The following is an 18,787-nucleotide window of genomic DNA, read 5'->3' as shown; positions in this document are numbered from 1 at the left end:
AAGCGTCCCACACCGCCGCGGGCCGGTTAGCCCGCATCATAGGCCCCCGTCGCGATCGGCGCGGCGGGAGTGAAGGAAGCGATATGTTCGATACCAAGAAGGTGCAGATCGAGTGGGGCGGCAAGACGCTGACCCTCGAGACGGGCAAGGTCGCCCGTCAGGCCGACGGCGCGGTGATCGCGACGCTCGGCGAGACGGTCGTGCTGTGCGCCGTCACTGCGGCCAAGACGGTCAAGGAAGGGCAGGACTTCTTCCCGCTCACCGTCCATTACCAGGAGAAGTTCTCCGCCAGCGGCCGCATCCCCGGCGGCTTCTTCAAGCGCGAGCGTGGCGCGACCGAGCGCGAGACGCTGGTCAGCCGCCTGATCGATCGCCCGATCCGCCCGCTGTTCCCCGAGGGCTTCTACAACGAGATCAACTGCATCGCGCAGGTGCTGTCCTATGACGGCGAGAACGAGCCCGACATCGTCGCGATGATCGCGGCCTCGGCGGCGCTGACCATCTCGGGCGTGCCGTTCATGGGTCCGATCGGCTGCGCGCGCGTCGGCTACAAGAATGGCGAGTATCAGCTCAACCCGACCGATGCCGAGGTGCTGGACGGCGATCTCGACCTGGTCGTCGCGGCGACGCACGACGCGGTGATGATGGTCGAGTCCGAGGCCAAGGAACTGTCGGAAGACGTCATGCTGGGCGCGGTGGTGTTCGCGCACAAGGCATCGCGCCAGATCGTAGATGCGATCATCGACCTGGCCGAGCAGGCCGCCAAGGACCCCTGGGAGCTGAAGCAGGGCGACGACCAGAAGACGGTCAAGGCCGAGCTGAAGAAGCTGATCGGCAAGGACATCGCCGCCGCCTACAAGCTGACCGACAAGCAGCAGCGCCAGACCGCGCTGGGCGAGGCCCGCGCCAAGGCGAAGGCGGCGATGGCCGACCGCACGCCGCAGGAGCAGCTCGCCGCCGGCAAGCTGGTCAAGAAGCTGGAGGCGGAGATTGTCCGCACCGCGATCCTGAAGGACGGCCGCCGCATCGACGGTCGCTCGACCACCCAGATCCGTCCGATCGAGGCGGAGGTCCACTTCCTGCCGCGCTCGCACGGCTCGGCGCTGTTCACGCGCGGCGAGACCCAGACGATCGCGACCACGACGCTGGGCACCCGCGACGCGGAGCAGATGATCGACGGCCTGAACGGCCTGTCCTACCAGCACTTCATGCTGCACTATAACTTCCCGCCCTATTCGGTCGGTGAAGTGGGCCGCTTCGGCGCGCCGGGGCGTCGTGAAGTCGGCCATGGCAAGCTGGCCTGGCGCGCGCTGCACCCGGTGCTGCCGACCAAGGAGGAGTTCCCCTACACGATCCGCGTCACCAGCGACATCACCGAGTCGAACGGCTCGTCGTCGATGGCGACCGTCTGCGGCGGCTCGCTGGCGCTGATGGACGCGGGCGTGCCGATCAAGCGCCCCGTCTCCGGCATCGCCATGGGCCTGATCCTGGAGGGCAAGGACTTCGCCGTCCTGTCCGACATCCTGGGTGACGAGGATCACCTGGGCGACATGGACTTCAAGGTCGCCGGCACCAGCGAGGGCATCACCAGCCTTCAGATGGACATCAAGATCGCCGGCATCACCGAGGAGATCATGAAGGTCGCGCTGGCCCAGGCGCATGAGGGTCGCGCCCATATCCTGGGCGAGATGGCCAAGGCGCTGGATTCGACCCGCACCGAGCTGTCGGCGCACGCGCCGCGCATCGAGACCTTCACGATCGATAAGTCGAAGATCCGCGAAGTGATCGGCACGGGCGGCAAGGTGATCCGCGAGATCGTCGCCACCACCGGCGCCAAGGTCGACATCGACGACGAGGGCGTCATCAAGGTGTCGTCGTCCGACCAGAGCCAGATCGAGGCGGCGATCAACTGGATCAAGGGCCTGGTCGAAGAGGCCGAGGTCGGCAAGATCTACGACGGCAAGGTCGTCAACCTGGTCGACTTCGGCGCGTTCGTGAACTTCATGGGCGGCAAGGACGGTCTCGTCCACGTCTCGGAGATCAAGAACGAGCGGGTCGAGAAGGTGTCGGACGCGCTGTCCGAGGGCCAGGCCGTCAAGGTCAAGGTGCTGGAGATCGATCCGCGCGGCAAGGTGCGCCTGTCGATGCGCGTCGTCGACCAGGAGACCGGTGCCGAGCTCGAGGACACCCGTCCGGCGCGCGAACCGCGCGGCGACCGGGGTGATCGCGGCGACCGCGGCCCGCGGGCCGGCGGCGGCGATCGTGGTCCGCGTCGCGAGGGCGGCGGCGAGGGCCGTGGCCCGCGTCGCGACCGCGGCGACCGGGGCGGCGAGCGGTCCGGCGAGCGGGGCGAGGGGCGTGGTCCCCGCCGCGAGCGCGAGGGCGGCGAGGACGGCCCGGCGCCGTTCGCTCCGGCCTTCCTGACCGGCGATCGCGACTGATCGTCCCCAATCCGTCACGGGGGCCGGGTGACCGCGCCTCCGGACAGGACAAACAAAAAGCGACCGTACGGGCCTTCCGTGCGGTCGCTTTTTGCATGACGGGGCCGTTAGCGTTCGCCGAGCGGATCGCACCATATTGAAGGCGAATTGCGATAAAATCTTCGTTGCAACAACTTGGCGGCTGGATTAGCCGGCCCTCGGCTTAGAATGTTCCAAGCGTGTCGTGCTTTCCCTTTCAAGTCTCCGTCCGGATCGCCGAACCATGGTGCCGCAAGCCGTTCTGCCATTGCTGATGAACATGCTGACGGCGTCGCTGTTCGGCATCAGCTTCGTGGTCATCGCCTGCCTCAATCCCGGCGCGCGGCGGATCGGCTGGATCGCGGCCAGCTATGGTTTGGGCGTGCTGGAGCCGGCCGCGCACCTGGTCGTGGCGGCGGGGGGCTCGATGACGCTGTGGGATCGGCTCGGATCGTGCGGCTTCCTGATCGGCTTGACCCTGACGGCCCCGGCGCTGTCCATCTTCCACCAACGCCGTCCCATGTGGCGCGGCTTCGCGCTGATCGTGGGGGCGGGCCTGACCTATTTCACGCTGCTGCGACCCTTGAGCGGGGAGGGGCTGGGGCACCGGCTGATCTTCCAGTCCTTCTTCACCGCCAGCATGACGCTGTGCGCGGTCACCATATGGCGCGATGCGCCACGCTCGGCGATGAACCGGGTGCTGGTCGGCGTGTTCCTGGTCACCGGGCTGCATTTCCTGGTGAAACCGTTCCTGGCCGATCCGCTCGGCTTCGCGGGGGACCAGGACTATCTCGAATCCCTCTATGCGGTCATCTCGCAGGCGAGCACGGGGGTGCTGCTGGTCGCGGCCGGGCTGATGATCCTGATCGCGGTCCTGCAGTCGATCGTGAAGACGCATCACGACCAGGCCCGCGTCGATCCGCTGACCGGCCTCCCCAATCGTCGCGCGCTCGAGGAGGCGTTCGACCGCTGCGTCGATCCCGCCCGCCGCCGGCCGGGCCGGGTGACGATGGCGATCGCCATCCTCGATCTCGATCATTTCAAGAGCATCAACGACCGACTGGGCCATGACGGCGGCGATGCCGCGCTGCGGCGGATCGCGCGCTGCCTTGATGCATCACGGCCGGATCTGGTGGTGCCGGCGCGTCTGGGCGGCGAGGAATTCGTATTGTTGATGCCCGATCATGACGCGGAGACGGCGCGCGTGGTGTGCGAGGACATTCGCCGCATCATCGCCGCGTTGAAACTGCCCGATCTGCCGGGCCTGTCGGTCAGCATCGGGCTGACGACCCTGGGTGCCGGAGAAACGCTGGCGGCCGCGCTCCGTCGCGCCGACCAGGCCTTGTACGAGGCCAAGGCGGCGGGTCGCGACCGATGCGTCTTGGCCAAGACGCGGGAGCCGGTTCCCGTGCGCCCCCGTCTCGCCATGGTCGGCGCGCGCGCCTAGAACAGCGCGTCGTCGAACAGGTCGTCGTCCGTGTCGTCGCCGGCCGAGGCCACGGTAGCGGCGGCGATGGGCTGGCCGGTGACGGCGGTGTGGATCTCCCGCTCGCGCGCCATGGTGTAGCTGGCGACCAGCCGGTCGAGCATCGAGGCATGGAGGCGCGCCGCCTCGGGCGGCAGCTCCATATCCTCGCCCTGTTCGGCGATCTGGGTCAGCTCGCCCGCCAGCCGCCAGAGCGGCGCGCGCATTGCGTCGTTGCAGTCGACCCGCTCGATCGTCTCTTCCAGCACGCTGAGCGACTGGGCCGCATCCTCGCCGACCTTGGCCAGTTCGGTATCGATATGCGCCGCGCCCTCGTCGATCGTGCGGAGCGCGGCCGACAGCGCCTCGCCGGCATCCGATCCCGCCTGCCTGCGCAACTCGCCCAGCCGGGACGCACCGGCGGAGAGCGTGCCGATCAGCGTGTCGATCTGGTCGACCTGCCGATCCAGCACATTGGCGCAGTCATGGATATGCGCGGTGACGATCGTGAGCGGTCGGCTGTTGACGCCCGCCCGCATGCTGCGGAAGCCGGCATTGAGCGCCATCAGCTGCACGTCGCGGCGGGCACGGCGCATCTGGGCCAGCCGGCACACCATGCCGTCCGCCGCCTCGGAGGTCGCCGCCGCGATCCGGTCGACCTGGAGGTCGGCCTCGCGCAGCCGGCCGGTCAGCGTCGCCATTTCGGCGATCCCGTTCTTCAGCCGGTGGAGGAAGGTCTGGCCGCCGCCCTCCGCGCCACCCTCCGCCGGCCCGGTGGCGGCGACCGTGCGGCTCATGTCCAGCAGCTGCTTCGCCTGGGGCAGGATGCGGCGCAGGCTGCCGACCAGCCGGTCCGTCTCGCCCTGGAACTGGTCGGTCGTGTCAGTGATCTGCGCCGCCAGCAGCATGGCCATGCGCCGCTGAACCAGCAGCGCGTCCTCGCCCGCCGGCAACTCGCTGACCAGGCGCGCGGCGGCGGCGAGATGCTCCAGCCGCTGGCGGGCGATATCGCCGACCTGCAATGCGCCGATCGCCTCGGCGACATGACCGCGCACGGTGCGCGCCGCCGTGGCGATCCGGTCCGCCTGCACCGCCAGGTCCGCCTGATAGTCGCGCAACGCCCCCGCCTCGCGGATCAGCCGCTCGGGCACCATCGGCAGCACCTTGACGAATTCGGCAACCAGGTTCTGCTCGGCCTGGCGCGCGGCGGGCAGCGCGGCGTTCATCGCCTTCAACGCCTCGCCGAGCGCGGCGACATGGCTGTCGCTATGCTCGATCTTGTTCGTCATCTGGTTGGCGAAGTCGGTGAAGCCGCCGGTATCCGCCGCCACCACCTGCACATTCAGGCCATAGACGCGCAGCAGGTCCAGCGTCTTGCGGACATCGTCCAGCACGCCGATCAGGCTGCGGCCGCTGCGGCCGATCCCGTCCAGCTCGGCATTGCGGCTGCGTTGCAGCGTCGGCAACTGGGTCAGCGACCGCGCCACGTCCAGCAGCCGGGCGATGGCGAGTTGGCCGCCCGACCCGTTCATCGCCGAGGTCATGCCCTCCAGCACGGCGATCAGCTGCTCGACCATCTGATATTCGAGGCCGAGTGCGTTGCCGGCGGCGACGAAACGCATGTCCAGCCCGGCGGCGAGTTCGTCCAGTCGGTCGGCGATCCGGGCCAGCGGCGGCTGGTCCGCCGGTCGCGGCAGGACCATGTCCAGGCCCTCGATGGCGGTCGCGGCGATCGGCTCGCCGGTCGGCTGGGGGAAGGGGGCGGTCATCGCGTGCTGGCCGTCAGCAGGGCGCGGGCGATCTGGTCGAGCGGGACCACCCGTTCGGCGGCGCCGCGCGCGATCGCCTCCTTCGGCATCCCGAACACGATCGAGCTCGCCTCGTCCTGCGCCACCGTTCGCGCACCGGCCTCGCGCATTTCCAGCAGGCCGCGCGCGCCGTCATCCCCCATGCCCGTCATGATGATCCCCACTGCATTGGACCCCGCCGACCGGGCGGCGGAGCGGAACAGCACATCGACCGAGGGGCGATGGCGCGACACCAGCGGCCCCTCGCGCACCGACACGCAATAGCGCGCACCCTGGCGCTCCAGCAGCGTGTGGCGCAGGCCGCCCGGCGCGATCAGCACATGGCCACGCATCACCGTGTCGCCGTCCTCCGCCTCCTTCACATCGACCTCGCAGATCGAGTTGAGCCGGCGGGCGAAGGCGCGGGTGAAGCTTTCGGGCATGTGCTGGACGATGACGATGCCCGGCGCATTGGCGGGCAGCGCCTCCAGCACCTCGCGCAGCGCCTCGGTGCCGCCGGTCGACGCGCCGATGCACACGACCATCTCGGTGGTGCGGCTCATCGCCCGGCCGGCGGCGGGCGGCGGCAGCATCGCATCGGCGGTCAGCTTGGGCGCGGGGCCGCTGGGGGTGCGGGGGCTGCGCGGCGAGACGCGGGCATGGGCCGCGCCCTTCACCGTGTCGCAGATCAGCTGGTGCGCTTCGTTCAGATGCTCGGTGACGCCGACGCGCGGCTTCAGGATGATGTCGACCGCGCCGGCCTCCAGCGCCTGGAGCAAGGTGTCCGACCCCTCCTCGACCAGCGAGGAACACATCACCACCGGCACCGGGCATTGCTGCATCAGCTTGCGCAGGAAGGTGATGCCGTCCATCCGCGGCATCTCCACGTCCAGCGTGATGACGTCGGGCACGCATTCCTGGATGTGGCGCGCGGCGGCGAAGGGATCGGAGGCGGCGGCGATCACCTCGATCTGCGGATCGGCGGACAGGATCGCGGTCATCGCCTGGCGCACGCTGGCGCTGTCGTCGATGACCAGCACGCGGATCTTGGGCAGCGGCATGGATCAGGCTTTCTGAAAGACGGTGCCGGCCACGGTCTGGACCGGAAGGTCCATGCCCGCGATCGTTTCCGAATGGCCGAGGAACAGGTGACCGCCCGGGACCAGGCAGTCGAGCAGGCGGCGGATCACCTTCTCCTGCGTCGGCTGATCGAAATAGATCAGGACGTTGCGGCAGAAGATGATGTGCATGGGATCGCCCACGCCGTAGCGCGGGTCCATGAAGTTGAGCCGGCCGAAGCCGATCGCGGCGCGCAGTTCGGGAACCATGCGGATCTCCGCCCGATCGCCCCGCGCGGCCATCATGTAGCGGCGGCGGAGCAGCGCCGGCACCGGCTCGACCATGCTGGTCGGATAAATGCCGCGCCGGGCCGTCTCCAGCACCTCGGTATCGATATCGGTGGCGAGGATGCCATAGCCGCAGGGCTGGGTCATGCAGAACTGGTCGAGCAGCATCGCCAGCGTATAGGGTTCCGCGCCGGTCGAGCAGCCCGCGCTCCACACCCGGAGGCGGCGTTCCCCGGCCGCGACGAGCGCCGGCAGCACCCGCGCGGTCAGATAGTCGAAATGCTTGGGCTCGCGGAAGAAGTCGGTCTTGTTGGTGGTCAGCGCATTGACCAGCAGCTCCGCCTCGGTGGCGAGGGTGGCGGGATCGGCGAAGACATGCTCGCAATAATCGGCGACCGAGGCGAAGCCGCTGGCGCGCGCGCGCCGCCGCAGCCGCCCCTCGACGAGCAGGCGCTTGCTGGGCGGCGTCTTGATGCCGCTATGCTGTTCGATGAATGCGGCGACACGCTTGAAATCGTGCGAGTTCAACTCGCTGCCGGGGGCGGCAATAGGTTCATAGGCCGTCATGGAGCGTCTCGATGCTTCTCAAGGGAGAGGGCGGGAAAGGGCATCGCGTTCTGCGCGCCCGTGGATCGGGGGATGTCAGGGCGGCGTCACGTCCGGAAAGGAGAGGCGGGCCAGATCGAGCAGCAGGACGAAGCCGGTGTCGCGCCGCACCACCCCGGCCAGATAATCGACCTGCCAGCGCACCCCGATCTCCGGCGGCCGGCCGATCTCGGCACCGTCGAAGCTGACCACGTCCATCACCCGGTCGACCACCAGTCCCAGCGTCGCCGACCGGCCGTCCGCGTCCCGGACCTCGGTCACCAGGATGCAGCTCGACAGGCTCGGCGGGGCGGCCGCAAAGCCCAGCCGGACATGCAGGTCGATCAGCGGTACCGCCATGCCGCGCACGTCGAGCAGGCCGAGCAGCCAGTCCGGCCCCTCCGGCACGCGCGAGGCGGGGCGGTATTCCAGGATCTCGCGAACGGTGGCGACCGGCAGGGCGAAGGTCTCCGACGCCAGCGCGAAGACCACCGCCTGGACGGACCCGCCGGCCGGGGCCGCGACCGGGTGCGCGATCGCGGTCATGCGACGCGTCCGAAGGCGTCGTCGTCGCCGTCCGGTCCGCCTTTGTTGAGGTCGAGCGCGAAGCCATGCGCCCGCGCCTGCTGCTGCGCGACCGATCCGGCGCGAGCGGTCCTGGCGACGCTCTTTGGACCCTTGGTGGCGGGCCGGGCGACCGGGACGGAGCACTTGTCCTCGCGCACCCTGAAGAAGGCGGTGGCGGCCTGCAACTCCCCGGCCTGTCCGGCCAGCGCCTCGGAGGTGGCGTTCATCTGCTCGGCGGCGGAGGCATTCTGCTGCGTCACCTGGTCGAGCTGCTGGATCGCCTCGTTGATCTGGCCCGCACCGATATCCTGTTCGCGGCAGGCGGCGCTGATCTCGGCGACCAGTTCGGCGGTGCGGCGGATGTCGGGCACCAGCCGGGTCAGCATGTCGCCGGCCTTGGTCGCGGCGAGGACCGTTTCGGAGGATACCGCACCGATCTGGGTGGCGGCGACCTGGCTGCGTTCCGCCAGCTTGCGCACCTCGGCAGCGACCACCGCGAAGCCCTTGCCATGTTCGCCGGCGCGCGCCGCCTCGACCGCCGCGTTCAGCGCGAGCAGGTCGGTCTGGCGGGCGATCTCCTGGACGATGCCGATCTTCTCGGCGATGGTCCGCATCGCCTGCACCGCCCGGTCGACCGCGACGCCGCTGTCCTGGGCGTCGATCGACGACTGACGCGCGATCTTCTCGGTCTGGGCGGCATTGTCGGCATTCTGTTTGATGTTGGCGGCCATCTGCTCCATCGACGCCGAGGCCTGTTCGGCAGCGGCGGCCTGCTCGGTCGCGCCCTGCGAGACCTGCTCCGACGAGGAGGATAGCTGCTGGCTGCCCGAGGCGACCTGATCGGCCGCGCCCGCGACATTGACGGCGAAGCTCGACAGATTGTCGATCAGGGTGTTGATCGCATCCTTCATGCGCTGGTGATCGCCCTCGCACGCGATCTCGACGCGTTCGAGCAGCGATCCGGTGCTGACCAGGTCGAGCACGCGGTTGCCCTGGCCGATCGGCAGCAGGATCGCGTCCAGCATCCCGTTGATGCCCGTCACCAGCTGCCCGAAATCGCCGGGGAAGCGGTTCGCGTCGCCCCGCTCGTTCAACCGGCCGGCGGTGGAGGCGGCGATCAGCCGCTGGATCTCGCCGATAATCGCCTGGAAATTGGCGCGCAACAGCTCGATCGTCTCGTTGATGAACGCCTTCTTGCCGGGGAGCTGCTCCATCGTCGCGTCGAAATTGCCCGCGCCGAACTGGCGGACGCAGGCCATGGCCTGCTTCTTGGCGGCGATATGGCTGGCAACCATGTCGTTCAGGCCGCGCGCCATCACCGCGAAGTCGCCCCGGAACTGGTCGACGGGCAGGAACACGTCGATGTCGCCGCGATCATGCTCGGACGACATGTGCGCCAGCCGCTTGACCAGCAGGCTGGTCGGTGCGCCGGCGGCGTCGAGCAGGTCGTTGACCGCGACCAGCACGTCCCGCGCCTTGCCGGTGGCGGCCGACAGGTCGGCCCGCGCGTCCGTCCGCCCCGTGGTGAAGGCGCGTTGCAGACGCGTGATCTCGGCCGTCGCTGCATCGACATGCGAGGATGTCTTGAGCGACAGGTGGAACGACATGGGACGGATCCTTTACCGGAGCGGAGAGGGCGGCGGGGTTCAGGCGGCGGTGCGCAGGGGCGGCGGCGTCGTGGCCAGATCCTCGCTCGCGAACAGGCGGGCAGGGTCGAGCAGCGCGACGAAGCCGTCGTCGCGGCGCACGAAGCCCGTCAGGTAATCGACGCGCCAGCGCACGCCGATCTCCGGCGTCTCGCCGATCTCGGACATGGCGAAGCTGACCACGTCCATCACCCGGTCGACGACTAGGCCCAGCGTGGCGGGGCGATCGTCGGCCTGCACCACCTCGATCACCAGGACGCAGGTCGAGACGGTCGGCTCCACCGCGGCGAAGCCCATGCGGACGTGCAGGTCGATCATCGGCACCGCCACGCCGCGCACGTCAAGCAGGCCGAGCAGCCAGGCCGGCCCCTCCGGCACGCGGGAGGCGGGGCGATGCTCCAGGATCTCGCGGACCATCGTCACCGGGATGGCGAAGGTCTCCGATCCCAGCGCGAAGACGACCGCCTGCACGGCCTCCGTGCCCCGGTCGCTCATGCCGCGCGACCGAAGGCCGCATCCTCGCTGTCGGGGCCGCCATTGTTCAGGTCGAGCGCGAAGCCCTGCGCCAGCGACTGCTGGTGCGCGACCGTGCCGATGCGCGGGGCCGGCTTGGCGACGGCGCGCTTCGCGGGCGGCTTGGCCTTGGCCCTGGCGGCCGGCTGAGCGGCGCGGCGGGCCGGAGTGCGCACGCGTGCGCTGGCATGGCCGTCGCCGATCCGGAAATAGGCGATGCTGGACTGCAGCTCCTCCGCCTGACCGGCCAGGGTTTCGGACGTGGCGCTGATCTGCTCGGAGGCGGAGGCGTTCTGCTGCGTCACCTGGTCGAGCTGCTGGATCGCCTCGTTGATCTGGCTAGCGCCGACATCCTGTTCGCGGCAGGCCGCGCTGATCTCCGCGACCAGTTCGGCGGTGCGGCGGATGTCGGGAACCAGCTTGGTCAGCATCTCGCCCGCCTGGGTGGCGGCGGCGACGGTGTCGGACGAAACAGCGCCGATCTCGGCGGCGGCGACCTGGCTGCGTTCGGCCAGCTTGCGCACTTCGGAGGCGACGACCGCGAAGCCGCGACCATGTTCGCCGGCGCGCGCCGCCTCGACCGCCGCGTTCAGCGCGAGCAGGTCGGTCTGGCGGGCGATCTCCTGGACGATGCCGATCTTCTCGGCGATGGTGCGCATGGCCTGCACCGCCTTGGTGACGGCCACGCCGCTTTCCTCCGCGTCGCGCGCGGATTGGCGGGCGATCTTCTCGGTCTGGGCGGCATTGTCGGCATTCTGCTTGATGTTGGCGGCCATTTCCTCCATCGAGGCGGAGGCCTCCTCGGCGGCGGCGGCCTGTTCGGTCGCGCCCTGCGATACTTGCTCGGACGAGGAGGAGAGCTGCTGGCTGCCCGACGCGACGCTGACGCCCGCCTCCGTCACATCGCCCAGCACGGTGCGCAACCGGTCGGTCATGGCGTTCAGCCCCGCGACTAGGTCGGCGATCTCATCGTTGCTCTTGACCTGCACGTCGTTCTGCAGGTCGCCGCCGGCGATCGTGTCGATCGCCTCGCGCGCGACGCGCAGACCCCGCGTGACGACCACCGAAATCCACACCGCCCCGCCGATCGCGAGCAGCAAGGCCCCGGTCGCGATCGCGAGCAGCGACATGCGCGCGGAGCGGAAGGTCGCATCCGCCTCGGCCGTGGCGGCGGCCATCTGGCGCTTGTTCAGGGCGGCGATGCCTTCCGTGATCGTCGCCATATATTGCGCCTTCGTCCGGGCGGCACCGATCGTGATCGCAATGGCGGCGTCCCGGTCGCCAGCGGCGACGGCGGCGCGAAGCTGGTCGTTCAAGCCCTGATAGAGCTGGAACTCGTCCCGGAGCTTCATCCATTGCGGTCGGCCGGCGGCGCTGGCGCCATCCACGCCCGCCATGATGGCGTCCCTTGCCTCGCCGCGCAGGCGCAGCATCTTGGCATCCAGCTCGGCGGTGAACTTGGGATCGCTGCTCAGCACCACGTTCTTCTCCAGCCGGACGATCATGCCGATCTTGGAGTCGATGCCCTGTGACCGGCTGAGTCGCGCGGCCGGTCCGCTCAGCACCTCGTTCATCGAGGTGTTGAGCATGTTCATGCGGCTGACGCCGATCGCAACGATCACCAGCATCATGCTCACGAGCAAGGTGAAGGTAATGCCGAGTTTCATCTTGATAGTAGCGCGCATCACACGGCTCCTTGTTCGAATGTCTGGCGGGGGTGGCTGGTCATGTCAGGCTGCCTTGTCGAAGTCGGCGTCGTCGGCATCGCGGCCGCCAGCGGTCAGGTCGAGCGCATAGCCGTGGACGCGGGTCTGCTGCTCGGCGGCCGAACCGTGCGGGTCGGGCCGGGCTGGAACGGCCTTTCCGGTCCTGCGCGGCCGTGCCTTGGCGAAAGCAGCCTTGGCGGGGCGAGCGGGCATGGCGCGGCGCGCGGCAGGGGCCTGCTCCAGCCGGAAATAGGCGATGCTGGATTGCAGCTCCTCGGCCTGGCCGGCCAGGGTTTCCGACGTGGCGCTGATCTGCTCGGAGGCGGAGGCATTGGCCTGGGTCACTTGGTCGAGTTGCTGGATCGCATCGTTGATCTGGGCCGCGCCGACATCCTGCTCGCGGCAGGCGGCGCTGATCTCGGCGACCAGCTCGGCGGTGCGGCGGATGTCGGGGACCAGCTTGGTCAGCATCTCGCCGGCCTGGGTGGCGGCGACGACCGTGTCGGACGAGACCGCGCCGATCTCGGCGGCCGCGACCTGGCTGCGCTCGGCCAGCTTGCGCACTTCGGCGGCGACGACCGCGAAGCCGCGGCCATGTTCACCGGCGCGTGCCGCCTCGACCGCCGCGTTCAGGGCGAGCAGGTCGGTCTGGCGGGCGATCTCCTGCACGATGCCGATCTTCTCGGCGATGGTGCGCATCGCGATCACCGCCTTGGTGACGGCGACGCCGCTTTCCTCGGCGTCGCGCGAGGACTGGCGGGCGATCTTCTCGGTCTGCGAGGCGTTGTCGGCGTTCTGCTTGATGTTGGCGGCCATCTCTTCCATCGACGCGGAGGCTTCCTCGGCGGCGGCGGCCTGTTCGGTCGCGCCCTGCGACACCTGTTCGGAAGAGGAGGAGAGCTGCTGGCTGCCCGCCGCGACGGCATCCGCCGCCTCGGTCGCATCGCCGACGACGGCGCGCAGCCGCTCCACCATCGAGACCAGCGCATGACCCAGCGCATCCTCCTCGGACAGTGGCCGATGCTGCACGGTCAGGTCGCCCTCGGCGATCGTCTCGGCCAGCCTAGCGGAAGCGCGCAGGTTGCGGATCATCGCGACCAGTGCATGACCCAGCACGTCCTTGTCCGACAGCGGCGTATGGTCGACCTGGAGATTGCCGAGCGCGACCATGTCGGCCAGCGCCGCCGAGCGGCGCAGGTTTACGGTCATCGCGATCAGCGCCTGGGCCAGCATGTCGCGGTCCGACCGGGCGATGGCGGTGGCGCTCAAGTCGCCGGCCGCGACGTCGTTGGCGACCTGCGCCAGCGCGCGCAGATTGCTGGTCATGGTGTCGACGCTGCGATGCACCTCGCTGCTGAGGCCGCCATAGTCGCGCGACATGCCGGCCGACAGATCGCCCTTGGCGACCTCGGTCAGCGCGCCGGACATGTCGCGGAATGCGGCCTCGACGGCGGCGACGGTACCGTCCATCCGGCCGATCTCGTCGGCACGTTCGCGCTCCATCGGGTCGGCCAGGCCGCGCAGCCGGTCGGTGACCTGCGCGATCGGACGCGCGATGGTGCGGGCCATGACGATACCGATGGCGATCGCCAGCACGACGCTGCCGATCAGGCCGAACAGGATGGCATAGCGGATCGCCGCGAAGGCGGAGAGCTGGATCGCGGTACGCTCGGCGAGCAGGTGATCCTCGGTCGCGATCAGGTCGGTCACCTTTGCGCGGATACGGTCCATCGATGCCCTGCCGACGCCGCTGGCCTCCAGCGCGCGTCCCCGGTCGAGGCCGTCATTCTGGACCAGACCGATCGCCCTTTCGGCGACGTCGCGATGCCATTCGGCGGCGAGGTCGCGGATCTCGTTCAGCCGCTGCTGCTGCGCCGGATTGTCGACGGTCAGCGTGCGGACGTCGCTCCACCCCTGCGTGAAGGTGGCCTGGCCCTTGTGATAGGGGTCCAGAAAGGCCGGGTTGCCGGAAACCAGGTAGCCGCGATAGCCGGTTTCCTGGTTGATCATGCCGTCCATGATCCGGTTGGCGGCGGTGATGACCTGATAGGTATGGGTCTTCAGCAACGCCGTCGACCGGACCGTATCCGCTTCCGACAGGATGACGGCATTGGCCCCCAGCGCCATCACGATGATGCTGCCCAGGCACAAAGTGAATTTCCGAGAAATCGAAATATTGTTGAAAAAGCGCATCATCGTGATCCTGTTGGAACCATTATAGGCGACGGCCCGCATCGATCAGGCGCCCCGGTCAAAATTGACATCCGGTCAGCCAGCGCCGCCGTGGCGTGCAGGGTGTAGGCCATGTGACCGACCGTCCCGACCAGGCCGCGAACCTCGTCATCGGACGGGGACGTGATCTCCTGGCTCAGGCCAGCTGCCGCCATCGCGGCTAGCGCCTGTCAGACACGATCAAGCCCGCGCGACCGACCAGCGAAACCCCACGCCGCCGATCGCGGCTACCAGAAAGGCCATGATCGCCACCGCGATCATCATGGTGCGCGACGAGCCATAAAGCGCGTCGCTATCGACATCAGCCCGGTCCATCTGCCGTTAGGCAAGGCCGACGACCTGGTCCCCGAGCATGCCGACATCGGCCGTGACGACCGGTAGCCGGCCGATCGACGGCGCGCTCGCCTCGCTGACGCGGTCGGCCAGCGCCAGGGCGCGGACCTGGTCGTTGACCCGGATATCAGCCAGGCGATGGGACTGGTGTCGCAGCCAGAGCGGCCTGTCTGCGGCGTTGGCCGCTGCAAACCCGGCGTGCAACGGGCCTTGCCCGTCGTCACGCGCCTTCAGCGTCAGCGCGTCGAACCGGCGCCTTTCGTCCGGTCCGGACGCCATCACCATGTTCTTCTCCATGCGCACCGCCTTGCTGGCCTGGACGACGAATGTCTGGGCCAGGTCCAGCCGTCTCGCCGGGCCGGTGATGACCTCGGTCGTGGCGGCGTTGTTCGCCCCTATCCGTGTCACCCCGATCGACACGACGATGCCGAGCATCACCAGCAGAGGGACAAAGGTCAGGCCCAGCTTGAGACGTGTGGTGGGGCGCACGAGGAAACCTTACGGTCGTGGAAAAGGCGGAAGGGGTCAGGCCGCCTTGTCGAACTCGACATCCTCGGCGTCCGGACCCCCGGCATGGAGGTCGAGGGCGAAGCCGCGCGCGCGGGCCTGTTGCTGGGCCACGGTCGGCTTGGCCGGGGCCTTGGCGGGCGACTTGCCGACGACCTTGGCCTTTTTGGGCTTCGTCGCCTTGGCGGCGGGCGCAGGCGCGGGCGCGGGCGCGAGCTTGGCCGGGGCGCTCGCGCGGCGCGGCGCCTTGGCGGCGGCCCGGGCCGGGCTGCGGATCATCGCCTGGTGGTCGTCGACGCGGAAATAGGCGATGCTGGACTGCAGCTCCTCGGCCTGGCCGGCGAGGGTTTCCGAGGTGGCGCTGATCTGCTCGGAGGCGGACGCGTTCTGCTGCGTCACCTGATCGAGCTGCTGGATCGCCTCGTTGATCTGCGACGCGCCGACATCCTGCTCGCGGCAGGCGGCGCTGATCTCGGCGACCAGCTCGGCGGTGCGGCGGATATCGGGGACCAGCTTGGTCAGCATCTCGCCGGCCTGGGTGGCGGCGGCGACGGTGTCGGACGAGACCGCGCCGATCTCGGCGGCCGCGCTCTGGCTGCGTTCGGCCAGCTTGCGCACCTCGGAGGCGACGACCGCGAAGCCCTTGCCATGTTCACCGGCGCGTGCCGCCTCGACCGCCGCGTTCAGCGCGAGCAGGTCGGTCTGGCGGGCGATCTCCTGGACGATGCCGATCTTCTCGGCGATGGTGCGCATCGCGATCACCGCCTTGGTGACGGCGACGCCGCTTTCCTCGGCGTCGCGCGAGGACTGGCGGGCGATCTTCTCGGTCTGCGAGGCGTTGTCGGCGTTCTGCTTGATGTTGGCGGCCATCTCTTCCATCGATGCGGAGGCTTCCTCGGCGGCGGCGGCCTGTTCGGTCGCGCCCTGCGACACCTGTTCGGAAGAGGAGGAGAGCTGCTGGCTGCCCGCCGCGACGGCATCCGCCGCCTCGGTCGCATCGCCGACGACGGCGCGCAGCCGCTCCACCATCGAGACCAGCGCATGACCCAGCTTGTCGCGGTCGGACAATGGCTGGTGATCGACGGTCAGGTCGCCCTCGGCGATCGTTTCGGCCAGCGTGGCGGAGGCGCGCAGATTCTCGGTCATGCGGTTGACCGTGCCGACCAGGTCGCGAATCTCGTCGTTCGAGGTGACCGTCACCTCCTGGTCGAGATCGCCGACCGCCACCGCGTCCAGCGCCTCGCTGATCCGGTTCAGGCCGCGCGAGACGACCAGCGATACCCAGATGGCGCCGGCCACGGCGATCAGGATCGCGATGCCGGCGATCGTGATGAGCAGCGCACGCGCTTCGCCATAGAGCGCATTGGTGTCCGCGTCCGCCTGCTTCATCTTGGCCTGCTGAATGCCGACCAGTTCCTTCATGCTATTGCCGAGCGTGATGTTGGCGATGCGTGCCGCGCCTATCGAGATCGCGGCCGCCTCCTGGTTGCGGTTGACCATCGCGAGCTGGCGGATGCGTTCGTTCAGTAGCTTGTACTGCGCCCAGTTCTCCCGGACCGCTTCCCATTTCGGCCGGATGTCGGTCGTGGCGAGGCGGAGCGCGTCCGCCAGCACCGCTTCCAGCTGGTTGCGCTGCATGATCATCCGCTCGCTATATTCGCGCGTCGCCGCCGCATCCTCGGTCAGCGCCATGTTCTTCTCGTTGCGCCCGATCCGCCCGAGTTCGGCGTCGATCGACTGCGCATATTCGAGCTGCTTGGCCGAGACGTTGATGACCTGCGTGATTGCGCCGTTCAGCTGGTTCAGGCGCGTCACGCCGATGGTGACGGTGGCGATCATCAGCAGCAGTACGACCGCGAAGGTCGCGGCCAATTTCATCTTGATGGTGAAACGCATGGAAAATCCCTCCCTCCCAAAACCCCAGGGCAATTAGTGTATCGTTGGTTCGCCCCCCCGGGCGATCAGCGTGGTGAACAATGCCGGCAGGTCCGGCAGCACGATCAGGTCGCCGCCCTGACGGACCAGGCAGCGAATATGGTCGCGGGGCCAGCGCATCCCGATCGCGGGCGGCGCTTCCGCCGTGTCGCGCAGCAGCGTGGCGACTTCGTTGACCCGGTCGGTCTTCAGGCCGATCAGCACCGGCTCGTCGTCCAGCATCAGCTCGATAACGACGATGCGGCTGTCGGTGGTGTCCTCCTGCGGCATCATGCCGAAGGCGATGCGCAGGTCGGCGAGCGGGATGATCCGGCCGCGAAAGTTGATGACGCTGGCGGCGAGGCGATCCGCGCCCGGCACCCGCGTCTCGGGCATCAGGTCGAGGATCTCGCGCACCAGCACGGCTTCGAGCGCGAAGGTCTCGCCCCCCAGGCCGAAGGTCAGCACCTCCAGTTCGCCATCGTCGGTCCAGGCGGTCATGTTGCGATGGGGCATGGCGATCATGCGGCGCGCAGCCGCTCCTCCCGGGGTTGGGCCAGCGCGACGAGCTGGGCGATGTCGAGGATCAGGGCGACGCTGCCGTCCCCCAGGATGGTGGCGCCGGTGAACGAGCCGACATGGCGGTGCAGCGGCGACATGGACTTGATGACGGTCTGGTGGTTGCCGATGATCTGGTCGACGACCAGGCCGACCCGGTCGTTGCCGGTGGCGACCACGACGATCTTCTGGTGCGGATCGGCCGGCGTGCCGGTGGCGAACACGTCGCGCAGGCGCAGGAAGGGCACCAGCCGGTCGCGCAATGTGATCAGGCTGCGGCCCTGCGAGCGCAGGTCCTCCTCGCCCGACAGTTCCAGGCATTCCTCGACCGCCGAGAGCGGGATGACATAGTCGCCCGTGCCCACCCGGACGAGCAGCCCGTCGATGATCGCCAGCGTCAGCGGGATGCGCAGCGTGATGGTCGATCCGCCGCCGTCGATGCTGGCGACCTCGATCGTGCCGCGCAGGCTTTCGATGGTGCGCTTCACCACGTCCATGCCGACGCCGCGCCCCGACAGGTTGGTGACCTGCGCCGCCGTCGAGAAGCCGGGCGCGAAGATCAGTTGCAGCAGGTCCTGGTCGGCGAGCAGCTGGTCCGGCTGGATCAGGCCGTTCGCCTCCGCCTTGGCGCGGACGCGGGCGCGGTCGATGCCGCGGCCGTCGTCGCGGATGGTGATCAGCACTTCGCCGCCGGCCTGATGGGCCGACAGGTGGACGGTGCCGGTCGCGGACTTGCCGGCGGCAACGCGGTCCTCCGCCTTTTCCAGGCCATGGTCGCAGCTGTTGCGGATGATGTGGACCAGCGGGTCGAACAGCCGCTCGATCACCGTCTTGTCGACCTCGGTCGACTCGCCGGTGGTGACCAGGTCGATCGCCTTGCCGGTGTCGCGGGCCAGGTCGTGGACCAGGCGGCGGAAGCGGCCGAACAGGCTGGCGACGGGCATCATGCGCAACACCATCATCGTGTCGCGCAACTCGCCGGCCAGCCGCTCGATCTCCTCGGAGACGGAGCGGAGGGCGAGGCCGCCATCCTGATGCGCGATCTGCGAGAGGCGGCTCTGCGCGATCACCAGCTCGCCGACCCGGTCCATCAATTCGTCCAGCCGTTCGGCGGGGACGCGGACATGTTCGGCGGCCTCGCCCTCCGCTCCGTCTCCGAGGAGATCGAG

Annotated in this window: 15 protein-coding genes; 2 read left to right on the top strand and 13 right to left on the bottom strand. The window is 69.0% G+C overall.

Features of this window, described 5'->3' with window-relative positions; all coding sequences use genetic code 11:
- Positions 1-83: 83 nt before the first annotated feature.
- On the top strand, positions 84-2,441 hold the full coding sequence (gene pnp, locus BRX43_RS15070) for a polyribonucleotide nucleotidyltransferase (RefSeq protein ID WP_125995921.1): 2,358 nt from the start codon (positions 84-86) through the stop codon (positions 2,439-2,441).
- 292 nt (positions 2,442-2,733) lie between these two features.
- On the top strand, positions 2,734-3,906 hold the full coding sequence (locus tag BRX43_RS15065; RefSeq protein WP_164523628.1) for a GGDEF domain-containing protein: 1,173 nt from the start codon (positions 2,734-2,736) through the stop codon (positions 3,904-3,906).
- Here BRX43_RS15065 and BRX43_RS15060 read toward each other — a convergent pair.
- The 13 genes from BRX43_RS15060 to BRX43_RS15005 form a co-directional block, all read right to left on the bottom strand.
- Complete coding sequence (locus BRX43_RS15060; protein WP_125995919.1) at positions 3,903-5,693, bottom strand: hypothetical protein; 1,791 nt, start codon at positions 5,691-5,693, stop codon at positions 3,903-3,905. The genes BRX43_RS15065 and BRX43_RS15060 overlap by 4 nt on opposite strands.
- Positions 5,690-6,772, bottom strand: a complete 1,083-nt coding sequence (locus BRX43_RS15055; RefSeq protein WP_125995918.1) for a chemotaxis response regulator protein-glutamate methylesterase — start codon at positions 6,770-6,772, stop codon at positions 5,690-5,692. The genes BRX43_RS15060 and BRX43_RS15055 overlap by 4 nt, the downstream gene beginning before the upstream one ends.
- Before the next feature lie 3 nt (positions 6,773-6,775).
- Positions 6,776-7,624: a protein-glutamate O-methyltransferase CheR gene (locus BRX43_RS15050; protein WP_125995917.1), complete on the bottom strand. Its 849-nt coding sequence runs from the start codon at positions 7,622-7,624 to the stop codon at positions 6,776-6,778.
- A gap of 75 nt (positions 7,625-7,699) precedes the next feature.
- Positions 7,700-8,188 carry a chemotaxis protein CheW gene (locus tag BRX43_RS15045; RefSeq protein ID WP_125995916.1) on the bottom strand — a complete coding sequence of 163 codons (489 nt, stop codon included), beginning with the start codon at positions 8,186-8,188 and terminating at the stop codon, positions 7,700-7,702.
- On the bottom strand, positions 8,185-9,816 hold the full coding sequence (locus BRX43_RS15040) for a methyl-accepting chemotaxis protein (protein ID WP_125995915.1): 1,632 nt from the start codon (positions 9,814-9,816) through the stop codon (positions 8,185-8,187). Before BRX43_RS15040 ends, BRX43_RS15045 begins: the two co-directional genes overlap by 4 nt.
- 39 nt (positions 9,817-9,855) lie before the next feature.
- Complete coding sequence (locus tag BRX43_RS15035) at positions 9,856-10,350, bottom strand: chemotaxis protein CheW (RefSeq protein ID WP_125995914.1); 495 nt, start codon at positions 10,348-10,350, stop codon at positions 9,856-9,858.
- Positions 10,347-12,053 (bottom strand): methyl-accepting chemotaxis protein, encoded by a 1,707-nt coding sequence (locus BRX43_RS15030; protein ID WP_125995913.1) that lies wholly within the window; start codon positions 12,051-12,053, stop codon positions 10,347-10,349. The genes BRX43_RS15035 and BRX43_RS15030 overlap by 4 nt, the downstream gene beginning before the upstream one ends.
- Before the next feature lie 45 nt (positions 12,054-12,098).
- Positions 12,099-14,267 (bottom strand): CHASE3 domain-containing protein, encoded by a 2,169-nt coding sequence (locus BRX43_RS15025; protein WP_206433237.1) that lies wholly within the window; start codon positions 14,265-14,267, stop codon positions 12,099-12,101.
- Positions 14,268-14,486: 219 nt separating this feature from the next.
- Entirely contained in the window at positions 14,487-14,621 is a 135-nt protein-coding gene (locus BRX43_RS21175; RefSeq protein ID WP_277600166.1) for a hypothetical protein, read from the bottom strand.
- A gap of 6 nt (positions 14,622-14,627) precedes the next feature.
- Positions 14,628-15,128: a hypothetical protein gene (locus BRX43_RS15020; protein WP_125995911.1), complete on the bottom strand. Its 501-nt coding sequence runs from the start codon at positions 15,126-15,128 to the stop codon at positions 14,628-14,630.
- Between the two features lie 36 nt (positions 15,129-15,164).
- Complete coding sequence (locus BRX43_RS15015; RefSeq protein ID WP_125995910.1) at positions 15,165-17,042, bottom strand: methyl-accepting chemotaxis protein; 1,878 nt, start codon at positions 17,040-17,042, stop codon at positions 15,165-15,167.
- A 33-nt stretch (positions 17,043-17,075) separates the two neighbouring features.
- Positions 17,076-17,585, bottom strand: a complete 510-nt coding sequence (locus BRX43_RS15010) for a chemotaxis protein CheW (RefSeq protein WP_125995909.1) — start codon at positions 17,583-17,585, stop codon at positions 17,076-17,078.
- Positions 17,582-18,787, bottom strand: a 1,206-nt coding sequence (locus BRX43_RS15005; protein ID WP_164523627.1) for a chemotaxis protein CheA, incomplete at its 5' end; no start/stop codon positions are given. The genes BRX43_RS15005 and BRX43_RS15010, both read right to left, overlap by 4 nt.

Source organism: Sphingomonas sp. S-NIH.Pt15_0812, from assembly GCF_003951315.1.
In the GTDB taxonomy this organism is placed as follows: Bacteria; Pseudomonadota; Alphaproteobacteria; order Sphingomonadales; family Sphingomonadaceae; genus Sphingomonas.
Note: the sequence above shows the minus strand (reverse complement) of the source record. Positions and strands in the feature narration are given on the sequence as shown.